Source organism: Bacillus sp. Marseille-Q3570 (assembly GCF_946151055.1).
Taxonomy (GTDB): Bacteria; Bacillota; Bacilli; order Bacillales; family Fictibacillaceae; genus Pseudalkalibacillus.
Genome location: NZ_CAMGYZ010000017.1, coordinates 50,404 through 62,456 on the forward strand (window position 1 = coordinate 50,404; position 12,053 = coordinate 62,456).

Annotated in this window: 8 protein-coding genes; all 8 read left to right on the forward strand. The window is 43.1% G+C overall.

Going from position 1 to position 12,053, the window contains the following annotated elements:
- Positions 1 to 11: 11 nt before the first annotated feature.
- The 8 genes from N8M93_RS19370 to N8M93_RS19405 all read left to right on the forward strand — a co-directional run bounded on the left by N8M93_RS19370 (position 12) and on the right by N8M93_RS19405 (position 12,022).
- Positions 12 to 2,072, forward strand: a complete 2,061-nt coding sequence (locus tag N8M93_RS19370; protein WP_261134274.1) for a YIP1 family protein — start codon at positions 12 to 14, stop codon at positions 2,070 to 2,072.
- On the forward strand, positions 2,065 to 4,380 hold the full coding sequence (locus tag N8M93_RS19375; protein ID WP_261134275.1) for a DUF5696 domain-containing protein: 2,316 nt from the start codon (positions 2,065 to 2,067) through the stop codon (positions 4,378 to 4,380). The genes N8M93_RS19370 and N8M93_RS19375 overlap by 8 nt, the downstream gene beginning before the upstream one ends.
- A gap of 7 nt (positions 4,381 to 4,387) precedes the next feature.
- Positions 4,388 to 5,260 carry a carbohydrate ABC transporter permease gene (locus tag N8M93_RS19380; protein WP_261134277.1) on the forward strand — a complete coding sequence of 291 codons (873 nt, stop codon included), beginning with the start codon at positions 4,388 to 4,390 and terminating at the stop codon, positions 5,258 to 5,260.
- Between the two features lie 22 nt (positions 5,261 to 5,282).
- Positions 5,283 to 6,254: a carbohydrate ABC transporter permease gene (locus N8M93_RS19385; RefSeq protein WP_261134278.1), complete on the forward strand. Its 972-nt coding sequence runs from the start codon at positions 5,283 to 5,285 to the stop codon at positions 6,252 to 6,254.
- Positions 6,255 to 6,338: 84 nt separating this feature from the next.
- Entirely contained in the window at positions 6,339 to 7,499 is a 1,161-nt protein-coding gene (locus N8M93_RS19390) for a Gfo/Idh/MocA family protein (protein ID WP_261134279.1), read from the forward strand.
- A gap of 648 nt (positions 7,500 to 8,147) precedes the next feature.
- Positions 8,148 to 8,921 (forward strand): sugar phosphate isomerase/epimerase, encoded by a 774-nt coding sequence (locus N8M93_RS19395; RefSeq protein WP_261134280.1) that lies wholly within the window; start codon positions 8,148 to 8,150, stop codon positions 8,919 to 8,921.
- A gap of 30 nt (positions 8,922 to 8,951) precedes the next feature.
- A complete protein-coding gene (locus tag N8M93_RS19400; RefSeq protein ID WP_261134281.1) occupies positions 8,952 to 11,321 on the forward strand; it encodes a beta-galactosidase in 2,370 nt (789 codons plus the stop codon).
- 62 nt (positions 11,322 to 11,383) lie between these two features.
- Complete coding sequence (locus tag N8M93_RS19405) at positions 11,384 to 12,022, forward strand: YesL family protein (RefSeq protein ID WP_261134282.1); 639 nt, start codon at positions 11,384 to 11,386, stop codon at positions 12,020 to 12,022.
- Positions 12,023 to 12,053: the final 31 nt, after the last annotated feature.

Below are 12,053 nucleotides of genomic sequence, written 5' to 3' on the forward strand. Positions count from 1 at the left end.
GGAGGTAAAAAATGGCGCGGCTTAAGATCATATTACTTTTGACCGTTGCTGTTGTCCTTTTTGGTACATCAACGGCATCCGCAGAAGCACCTTTCATCACCTATACATTTGATAAAGATGACTACCCGATCTACACCCAGACAGCATACCAGCCGATCGGGACCATCGATGGATTCGACATTCCTTCCGACGAATCGGACCCTCTTGCCGGAGAGAGTGATCCATTGTTTCAACCAGAGGATATCTTCATCGATAAAAACGACACGATCTATGTTGCGGATACAGGCAATTCAAGGATTGTCGTATTTGATTCGTTCGGAAATTTCCAGCGAATTGTCGGGGAAGATGTCCTGTCAAAACCTACAGGTGTATTCGTTGATGATGAGGGCTTCATTTATGTAGCGGATTATCAAAAAAAGAAAGTATTCAAATTCAAAAAAGACGGATCACTCGCTTTTGAATATGAAAAACCGGAATCAGTCATCTATGGAAAGAAGAGTCCCTTCAATCCAACTAAAGTCATCATCGATAAACAGAAGAATGTCTACATAGTCGGTGATGGATCGACGCAAGGATTGATCCAGCTTGGTCCGGAAGGAGACTTCCTCGGTTATTACGGGGGGAATCGTACAAGTTTCGATTTCGTCCAACAGATGCAGAAGATGCTTTATACCGAGAAACAGTATAGTCAATTGATGAAGAAATACCCTCCTTCAGCCACGAATGTCGCAGTTGATGACGAAGGGCTGATCTATACGAGTACAGCAGGGTTGAAAACAGAAACGATCAAGAAACTGAATGTAGCAGGTGAAAATCTTCTGCCAGATGTATCTGCATCAAATAATATCGCGGATATAACCGTTGATCAGGATAAGAATATTTTTGCTGTTGATTCAAAGTATGGATACATCTTCGAATACGATCCAGATGGAAATCTATTGTTTGTTTTTGGGGGACTGAACACTGGTAACCAGAGACTAGGATTATTTAAAACACCTTCTGGAATCGCTGTTTCTTCCGACCATAAATTGTTCGTCCTGGACAAGAAACAAAGTAATATTCAAATTTTGAAGCCTACTGAATTCACAAGTTTGATCCATGACGCAATCGCTCTTAATTCAGACGGAAAATATCTGGAAAGTGAACAATATTGGAACGAAGTACTGAAGCGGAACAGCATGTTTTCCCTTGCTCACAACGGAATCGGAAAGGCAGCCTTCAAAAAAGGGAATTATGAAAAAGCCCTTGAAGAATTCAGGCTTGCCGGGAACGATGAGAGCTTATCAGAAGCGTATTGGGAAATCAGAAGGAACTGGTTGATGAAATATGTTTCCTGGGTTTTGATCGGAATCGTTCTTCTGGGATTATCGATTTTCCTGGTAAAGAGACTGTACAGAAAATATGGATATGGAAGCAAGATGGTAGACCTGTGGAACAAATTCAGAAAGATTGAGATCGTCTCCCACTTATTACATGTTTTCCGAATGTTAAGGCATCCAGTCGACGGTTTTTATGAGTTGAGAACGAACCAAAGAACTTCTGTCTTCTCTGCAACGTTATTATTGCTGTTCCTTTTCATTGTGCATATCTACACGATTTTTGAAACAAATGCATTATTCAGCGACGTCGATACGAATCGGGTCAACATCATGACAGAACTGTATAAAGTCTATCTCCCATTGTTAGCATGGGTCATTTGCAACTACTTGATCAGTACCATCAACGATGGAATAGGTAAATTCAAGAGTGTTTATATTGGTACGGTCTATGCCTTGAGTCCGTATCTCATCTTTTCAATCCCTGTCACGTTGATGTCAAAAGGGCTGACGAATATGGAAGTTGTCCTTTATGACTTCTCTAAAAAAGCGATCATCCTGTGGAGCGCCTTTCTTCTCTTCATGATGGTGAAAGAGATCCATTCTTATGAAATCGGGCAGACGATCAAAAACATGGTTCTCAGTGTCGCCGGCATGCTTGTATTAGGAATCATTTCGTTCATCCTATTCGGTCTCTCCAATCAGGTGATCGATTTCATGTACTCTATCTTCCAAGAGGTGAAGCTTCGTGTCTAATAAAAAGAAAATGGTCATCATGCTCGGAAGCATCCTCCTGATGATTTTTCTAACCTATCAAATAGGATACAGTGAAGAAAACAAAAAGGAGAAGCCGGATAATCAAGAGGAGGAAGTCACTCATAGTACCTTTCAATTCAAAGGGAACGATTTCACCCAGCCTGAACAAGAAATGGAAAAGGATCTCCCGGTCAAGGAAATCCCAGAGGAGTACGATCTGGCTACTGAAAATGAGAAGCTCCAACTTTACGTTTCTCCACAAACCTTGAATATCATGATTAAAAATAAACAAACAGGTTATGTGTGGAGTTCAGTACCTGATGAATCAGTTTTAAAAGATACCAGGTTGAATGACGAATGGGCTGCCACTGTAACCTCACCGGTTGTTGTCCAATATTTCAATAAAGATGACATGCTCAAATCAGGAAGCTATGTATCTCTTAAAGGTGCGGTTGAACATCTCGAAAAGACGAAGGATGGTTTCAGAGCTGATTTTAAATTGGAAGAACTGGAAGTGGACATGTCCATTGAAGTCGTTTTGGAAGAGGATTCATTGGTCGTTCATATGCCTGATGAGACTTTCAAAGAAAATGGAGAGCAAAAGATCGCTTCTGTCCAGCTGTTTCCTTTTCTGGGAGCAGTGAAAAAAGAAGACATACCAGGCTATATGTTCATACCCGATGGAAGCGGGGCACTTATCCGCTATCAAGCCGAGCATCCGCTATATGATTCTCCGTACATCGGGAAAATCTATGGTAAAGATGAGGCGGTCGAGTCAAAAGGTGACTGGGAAGTGAAACCACAGTCGATATCGGTTCCGGTCTTTGGCATGGTACATGGTGTAAAGAAAAATGGGTTCATCGGGATCGTTGAAAAAGGGAAATTCAATTCAGAAATCGTCGCCTACCCAAGCGGCGTCAATACCGATTTCAATTGGCTATCGCCAAGATTCATCGTCAGGTATCCTTATTTCCAGCCTACGAGTAAGAGTATGGGTGGAATCAACACTTTTCAAAAAGAGAGGCTGCATGAAGATAAGGAAATCCGTTATGTTTTCTTATCAGAAAAGGATTCCGATTATGTTGGCATGGCGAAAACATATCGGGAATATCTGGAGAATAACGAGCAGATCAAAGTATCGGAAAATAAGAATTCAGATGAGGATGTTCCTGTAAGAGTCGAATTCCTTGGTGGCGAAATGGAACCTGGACTCATCGGGAATAAGCTTGTCTCGATGACGACATTCGATCAAGCCCAGATGATCATAGATGATTTGGAGAAATCCGGAGTCGATAAAATGACCGCTGTATACAGGGGATGGAGCAAGGGAGGTCTGACTGGTGGAAATCCAGCGAAATTCCCCGTGGAAGATAAATTAGGCGGTGGAGAAGGAATCGAAGAATTGAAAGAACACCTTGAGAAAAAAGGAATTCCCCTCTATCTTTATACGAATTATACAAAGGCATATGGGGATCAGGATAATTTTGATGTACAAGTGGATGGTGTAAGAAGGATCAGCAACCGGATCCTTGAACATTCGTTTTCCAATAATCTAGTAGATGAAAAGTTCTCTGATCTGAAAATCAATTATATGAACCCAGATAAAGCGTTGGAAATCGCAAGTGAAGATATGAAGCAATTTGAGAAATTGGGAATTGAAGGGGTTTCCATTGAAGATACAGGTTCGATCCTGTATTCAGACCATCATTCCAAAAGCAGGCTTTCCAGGGAAGAATCAGCTTCTAAATATGCAGAATTAGCTGACACTTTTTCAAAAAGTGTGGATAGAGTGGCGTTCTATCAACCGAATGACTATTTGTTCAAGTATAGTGATGAAATTTTCAGTATTCCTATGAGCTCATCACGGTACGCCTATGAAACAGACTCTGTACCATTCCTACAAATCGTGATGCATGGGTCGATTGATTATTACACGACTTTTTCAAACTATCATGCCGACCCAAAAAAACAATTGTTGAGGATGATTGAATACGGTGCATATCCATCCTTCTACTTGACCCATGAACCCTCATGGAAGCTGCAAAACACACCGTCCAAGGATCTTTTCACATCTTCCTATGAAGACTGGAGCGAAGATGTCGTCAGTCAGTACAAGCTAGTTAATAAAGCACTGAAAAAGGTCCAGAACGCTTCGATTGAAGATAGGAAGGTCATCGAGCTTGGTGTTGTGGAAGTCACTTATTCCAATGACGTGAAAATCATCGTCAACTACAACACGAAAGAGATGGAAGTCAATGATCACAAGATCGGAGCACTAGATTTCAAACTAATCGAAGGAGGGGATTAAGCTGAGAGTGCCATCGTTCAATCGGAGAACAAGAGAATACTTCACAGGATACATGTTCATCCTGCCATGGTTGATTGGATTCGTGCTCTTCATGGCGTATCCTCTCTTTTACTCCCTTTTTATGAGTTTCAATAAGGTGTATGTGACAGCGTCTGGTATCAAAACGACCTTTTTGAAATGGGAAAACTATAAATTCGCTTTTTTATCAGATCCTCATTTTTTAGAAGAGTTGATCATGTTTTTGAAATCCGTCGTGTTACTGATTCCGATTGTCATCGTCTTTTCGCTCATAGTCGCGTTGATGATCAATCAACCGATCCGGGGGAAAGGCCTTTTCAGGGCGATTTTCTTCCTTCCTGTCATCATCACAAGTGGTGAGGTAGTGAATGAACTGTTCGCGCAAGGGGCTGCAACGATTCCGATCATTGAACGATACGGGATCATCGACTTTCTGGATGCCAATTTAAGTCCGTCCTGGGCGGCACCGATCATCAATGTCATCGAGCAGTTGATCATCATCCTCTGGTATTCCGGGGTTCAGATATTGATTTTCCTGGCCGGATTGCAAAAAGTGAATAAACAGATTTATGAGGCAGCCGCCATCGACGGGGCATCTCCCTGGGAAATCTTTTGGAAGATCACGTTGCCGAGTATCAAGCCTTTTATCCTTGTCAATATCATCTATACCACAGTCGATCTTTCTACGAATTCGTTGAATAACGTGATCGTGTTGATCAAGGAGAACATGTTCAAGGTGGAGACGGGATTCGGCTATGCCACGGCCTTGTCGTGGATCTATTTCCTGATCATCTTCATCATTTTGCTTATCTCGATTTTCCTGTTCACAAGGAAGGAAAGATTGGAATTCAAAAAATCTTAACCAAGTAGGATGTGGGCACCTAATGAAACTGGACTATGCCACAAATAGAACGATAATAAAAAAAGTGAATACGGTCGGAACGAGGATGAAGAAACTATTAATGGGAATGCAGGGGAACGATGGTCTTGTTTTCAAGACGTTCATTTATGCCCTCTTGATCAGTGTAGGTTTCATCTATTTGTATCCGATCCTTTATATGGTTTCAGAGAGCTTCAAGAGTTTGAGAGATTTGTTGGACCCCACAGTTCTCTGGATTCCGAAAGAGTTGTATTTTGATAACTTTGTAAAGGCTTGGAATGTTCTCGAATTTCCGAAGACATTCATGACTTCGTTGTTGAATTCTGTCTTACCTGCTGTCGCCCAGATGGTTTCATGCGCGATTGTAGGATTCGGGTTTGCGAGATTCAAGTTCCCAGGTAAGAATATTCTCTTTGGTCTGATGCTTCTGACCTTCATCATCCCGACACAGATCGTGATGATTCCTATGTTCCTCATGTTCGAGCAATATGGAATGCTAGGGACACCACTGCCATTCATCTTGCCAGCGATTTTTGCAGGAGGAATCAAGAGTGCGTTGTTCATCTTGATTTACACACAATTTTTCAAATCGATTCCTCAAGTTCTTGATGAATCAGCACAGTTGGATGGAGCAAATTACCTGACCATCTTTTTCAGGATCATCTTACCGATCTCGATCCCGGCGTTGGTCGTTGTCTTCTTGTTTTCATTAGTCTGGCACTGGAACGAGACGTATACGGCTTCCCTCTATTTAGGGGACAGCATGTCGACACTACCGTTGAAGTTGAAAGAGTTCAATGATTCGTTCAAAGCCCTCTACTCATCAGCCGAAGCGGGAGGAAAGGGTGCAGACATCAATGAATCGATCAAATTTGCTGGAACAGTTCTGGTCATTCTCCCGCTTCTGGTCCTTTATATGTTTGCGCAAAAGTGGTTTGTCGAAGTGCTTGATAAAACAGGAATCACCGGCGAATAGGAATCAGGAAAAAATTTTGTAGGTTATTGAAACGTTTCAAATAATAATCTGAGGCAAGATCAAGTTCAGTTTGGAGGCGATATGATGGACAAAATTCGTGTAGGGATCATCGGTGTAGGAAATATGGGGACTGCCCATTCCGCTATGATTTTGAATGATCAGATCAAAGGGGCAGAGCTGACAGCTGTTTGTGATGTTCGGGAGGAAAGACAGAAATGGGCTAGAGAAAACCTCGGGGATGATGTGGAGGTGTATCGAACGCCGCATGAATTGATTACCTCTGGCCGAGTTGATGGTGTGATCATTGCAACACCTCATTACCAACATTCAGAAATCGCTATGACTGCCTTTGAACATGATCTTCATGTACTATGTGAAAAACCTGCTGGCGTTTACACAAAACAAGTCAGGGCAATGAATGAGGCCGCAGCACAAGCCGATAAGGTTTTTGCCATCATGTATAACCAGCGGACGAATCCGGTATTTCAAAAAGTCCGGGACCTTGTCGTCTCTGGCGAACTTGGGGAAATCAGAAGGACAATCTGGGTCATTGATTGGTACCGTTCCCAAAGCTATTATGACTCCGGTTCCTGGCGGGCGACCTGGGCAGGTGAAGGAGGCGGAGTGTTGATCAATCAATGTCCTCACCAGTTGGATTTGTGGCAGTGGACGATCAATATGATGCCGAAACGGGTTCGAGCCTTCTGTAATTTTGGAAAGTATCGTGATGTTGAAGTGGAAGATGATGTAACGGCGTATGTGGAATACGAAAACGGAGCCACTGGATTGTTTGTCACCTCGACTGGAATGGCGCCAGAAACGAATCGGTTTGAAATATACGGGGATCGAGGGAAACTGATCGTCGAAGATAATAAAATCACTTTCTGGCGGAACCGGATTCCGGAAACCCAATTCAACCAGGAATGGAAAGGCGGATTCGGTCTCCCGGAAAATTGGAAATGTGAGATTCCGGTGCAAGGGATTGAAACAGGGCATGGGGGAATCATGACGAACTGGGTTGATGCGATTCTTCATGGCAGTCCTTTGATCGCCCCAGGTGAGGAAGGGATCAAAGGTTTGACGCTTTCCAATGCGATGCATTTATCCACTTGGACGGATACATGGGTTGAGCTGCCGATCGATGAGGATCAATTCTTTGAAAACCTGCAGGATCGGATTGCTCAATCCTCGTATGATGAGGAAAAAGCTGAAGACAAAACACTTGATGTGAAGGGGACATTTTAAAAGCTGTAGATTGTATTTTAATAAGGCTGTTTTCGCAAACTTTGTTGCTCTTTAAAGTCGTTGATTTCCGCTCCAGGATGCTCGCTTTCCGCGGGGCGTGCGGTGAGCCCACTCGTCGCCTTGCGACATTGAATGGTCTCACCTGTCCCGCTGATCCCGCAGGAGTCTCGCACCTTGCTCTCCAATCAACTAGCACAAGGTGAGTTTTTAAAAATGACTCAAAAGCAACAATCAGAAAACAACCTTTAATAAAGACTGTTTAAAGTTAATTGCTAATGGAAGTGGAGGTGCTGAAACCTTTTGCAGTTTGCCGACCGTAAGCTAGTTATTTCCAAAACAGCCTTTTATAAAGATTAACGGACACAGGAGACCTTATTTTGCCCAAACAAGACGATTTTACAAAACTAACGGACACCAGGGCCCTTATTTCGTGCAAAATCATAAAAATCAGCTGTAAAAGATACAAATAGCGTCTCTGGTGTCCGTTAGATCTCAAAAAAACATCAATATGTCATAAATAACGTCTCTGGTGTCCGTTAACTTATCAACATGCCTCACTACGAGGCTTTCCCGAAAGAATTCACTTATTTTTATTGTTGAAAAACCTTTCTCAGAATCTGATGCTACAAACCAGGGAGGAGTTATGATATGAAGCATAAATTTGCAGCGCAGTTGTTTACTGTGAGAGATCTGCTCAAGGATGATTTTCCAGGAGTGTTACGAGAATTGAAAGAGATGGGGTGGTCTGGTGTCCAGATCAGCGGACTCTTCGGTTATTCGAAAGAGGAGATTGCGGCAGTTTTACAAGAAACCGGTTTAAAAGCTGCTGGTGTCCATGTGGGGATCGATCGATTACGGGAAGACCTGCAGGCAGTGGTTGAAGAAGCTGAGGTTTTCAATACGAAAGACATTGTTTGTCCATACGTACCTGATGAGCTGCGGACGGTTGAAGGCTATCAAGCGATTAAGCGGGACTTGAATGAAATTGCAAACAAGCTGGAAGGTGACGGTTACAGAATCAGCTATCATAACCACGATTTTGAATTCGAGACTATTATCAACGGTACACCAGCGCTGGAATATATGCTTGACCCTGATGAAGAGAACCAGGTATTTGCGGAGATTGATACGTATTGGGTCAAGAAAGCAGGCTATGATCCTTTAAACTTCATCCAAAAATATTCTTATCGGATGCCGATCATCCATCTTAAGGATATGACTCTTGACGATAATCAGACTTTTGCAGAGGTAGGAACAGGATCCATTGATTTCAAGCCGATTTTGACATGGGGTGAAGAAAATGGGGTCGAGTGGTACGCTGTCGAGCAGGATGAATGTCCAGGTGACCCGATGGACAGCTTGCAAATCAGTCTCGACAATTTGAATGGAATGGTGGAAAAACGGACGACCAAAACCAATTGACAGTAGAGGAATCCAAGGAGGAAACAATTAATGACGGTTGGAATGAATCGTAAGAAATTTATCATCAACGGCAAAGAAGAATTCCTATATGGTGGAGAATTACATTACTATCGCGTGCCAAAAAGTGAATGGAAAGATCGACTGAAAAAGTTGAAGGAAGCAGGCTGCAACCTCGTCAGTTCATACGTTCCATGGGTCTGGCATGAAATCGAAGAAGGTATTTATGACTTTACCGGTGAAACAAGAGGGGAAAGAGATTTGAAATCCTTCTTGGAGCTTGTGAAGGAGTTCGGACTTTATTGCATTGTACGGCCAGGTCCATATGTAATGGCAGAAGTCCGTTTTCATGGCGTTCCCGATTGGCTGTTGGAAACGTATCCCGAAGTCCTTTCCCGCACACGTGAAGGGAACGAACATGGCACCCGGGTTGTTTCATACAGGCATCCGGTGTTTTTGGAAAAGACGAAAAAATGGTATGACGCAGTGAATGAACTGATCGCCCCGCAGCAAATCGGACAAGGCGGACCGATCATCATGTATCAGTTATGCAATGAAATCGGGATGTTCCATTGGATCAGCAATACATCCGATTATAATCCGGATACACTTGAAAAATTCAAGGACTACCTCGAAGACAAATACAGTACGATTGAACGGTTCAACGAACAGTATCAAATCAAAGAGAAATCCTTCACTAGTTTTCTGGAAGCTTATAAGAAGGGCCTGCCTGAAGAATATCCTTCTTTCCATTATGAGTGGGGGGAATTCAGAAGAGAATACATCAAGGATTATACGGGTGACCTGCGTCAATTTGCGAAAGAATCAGGGATTACCGTTCCGTTTATCATCAATGTACATGGGTTCACGGATTTTTCAATCTACAGCAGAGGAATCCATTATCCAATCGGGTTATCCCAGCTTTACCGCACAGCCGAATTCGATGATGTTGTCATTGCAGGGGACTTTTATCCAGGCAGGATCGGCTATGACAATTACCATGATCTTGTGATGTCCACGACCTTCACTAGAGCGATTTCACAGGCGGATCAGCCTGTTTTCTCAGCAGAATTCCAGTCAGGTCGATTGGCGGACCGGCCCAGGCTTTACCCGCAAGATCTGGATTTGAATACGCGTACGTGTGTCGCGCACGGGATGAATGCCCTGAATTATTACATGTTCGTCGCAGGAGAAAACTTTGAAAATATCGGACTGTTCGGCAGACGACATGAATGGCAAGCGCCGATCGATTCAAAAGGCGAATTACGCCCTAACTACCAAAAAGCCCGACATCTAGGTGCCCTTTTCCAAACAGTCGGTAAGAGATTGATAAATTCAGAGAAAAAAATACATACCTACGTCGGCTTCAATCCAGATGATTATATGACAGAAGTGGTGGAGGAACGAGATCGGGGGCTGCTAGCTGATTCTACCGGAAAGCGCGACCATTTTGCCTATGATGGAATCCTCCGTTTGTTGGTAAGCGCAAACATCCACTTTGAAGCTATTGATCTTTTAAAAGAGATTTCTGTTGAATCCGTCCCTTCCTTATGGATATTCTCAGCCAAAAGAATGGATGAAAAGCTCCAAAGCCGTCTTGCGGAATATGTAAAACAAGGTGGGAAGCTCATCATCTATCCCGAACTCCCGACAATGGATCTATCAGGGAACCCTTGTCATATCCTTGTCGATGAGCTAGACCTGGGTGAATGGGAAGTTGTTGGCGGTACGGACTATGTGGATGTGCTCAATACGGACTCCGTCAATATCAAACAGCGTCTGCGATTCACTCGATTCGATGGAGAGCCGATCGCCACATTTACCCGTACCGGAGAAAATGAAGTTGCAGCATATAAGAAGCCTTGTGACAAAGGTGAAATCCTTGTGTTAGGAATTGCCATGGGTCATGATTACAACTATCAATTGGATGTCATCAAGGAACTTGCGGACAAGATGGGGATCACGGGGCATTTACAGGCGACGAATCCTGATCTGTCACTCGTCGAACGCAAGAATGGAGAAGAATCATTCATGTTTGTCAGCAACTATGATGAAATCGAACAAAAGGCTGCCATCTATGAAAAGGGGCAACCCCTGTTTGATGGTGAAGAGGTTGTTTTACCGCCAAGATCCTCAGCGATCTATATCCGAAACTTTGACATTACCGAGGGATTGTCAATCGAGTTTTTGACAGTCGAATTGACTGGTTTAGTTGTAGAGGACGATCACGTTGAAATGACACTACATCCAATCGGTCCAAAAGGCTCGCTTAAATTAAGGTGTAAGCGTGGATGGGTTGCAGAAAAGGATGCTTCAACTGATGATGAGTCGATTATATTCAAGGATATCGGTGAACCGAAGACAGTCGTGATAAAAAGATTGAGAGAGCCGGTTACTGGTTGAAGCGGATGCTGGTCGCAAAAATCACAGAGCTGGCTAAAAACAATAATGGAGCGGATTGACTTATGAAAGGTACAGGTTTCAAGGGGAAGTTGTTTGTATTATTTGAATGGATCACCAGGATCGCTTATGTCAACGTATTGTGGATCGGGTTTTCCTTACTTGGTGTGATGTTGTTCGGTCTTTTCCCGGCAACATCTGCCATGTTTGCGTTAATCCGGCGCTGGGTGCGCGGAGAAGATGATTTTTCAGTATTTCGGCTGTTTTGGAGTACGTATAAAAGTGACTTCGGAAAGGCCAATGCGTTCGGATGGATCATGACAGGCCTTGGGATTGTCTTGTATTTGGATTACCTATTCTTCACGTCCTCAGGGTCTACACTTTTTTTTCTTTTGAAATCCTTCACAATCATGCTTTTATTCGTGTATGTCCTGATTCTTGCATTGATTTTCCCAGTGTTCGTCCATTACAAATTAACCCTTTTCCACCTGTTCCGGAATACGATATTCATCGCAATGTTACATCCTTTTAAGAGTTTAGTGGCAATTTTGGGGATCGTGTCCATTAGTTTCATCATGTTCCTTGTACCGACCCTGATTCCGTTTTTCGGTGGAAGTGTGATTGCCCTATACGTGACCTGGATTGCACAAAAGATGTTTATGAAAATAGATGAAAAGCAACAGGAAGGTTTGAAAAATGGATAGCAAGCAAGCTATTTTCGCTTTCTGCGGAAAC

Excerpts from the sequence above, each read along its gene's own strand:
- N8M93_RS19370 (WP_261134274.1), top strand. The coding sequence starts at position 12 with ATGGCGCGGCTTAAGATCATATTACTTTTGACCGTTGCTGTTGTCCTT.
- N8M93_RS19390 (WP_261134279.1), top strand. The coding sequence starts at position 6,339 with ATGGACAAAATTCGTGTAGGGATCATCGGTGTAGGAAATATGGGGACT.
- N8M93_RS19395 (WP_261134280.1), top strand. The coding sequence starts at position 8,148 with ATGAAGCATAAATTTGCAGCGCAGTTGTTTACTGTGAGAGATCTGCTC.
- N8M93_RS19400 (WP_261134281.1), top strand. The coding sequence starts at position 8,952 with ATGACGGTTGGAATGAATCGTAAGAAATTTATCATCAACGGCAAAGAA.
- N8M93_RS19385 (WP_261134278.1), top strand. The coding sequence starts at position 5,283 with ATGAAACTGGACTATGCCACAAATAGAACGATAATAAAAAAAGTGAAT.
- N8M93_RS19405 (WP_261134282.1), top strand. The coding sequence starts at position 11,384 with ATGAAAGGTACAGGTTTCAAGGGGAAGTTGTTTGTATTATTTGAATGG.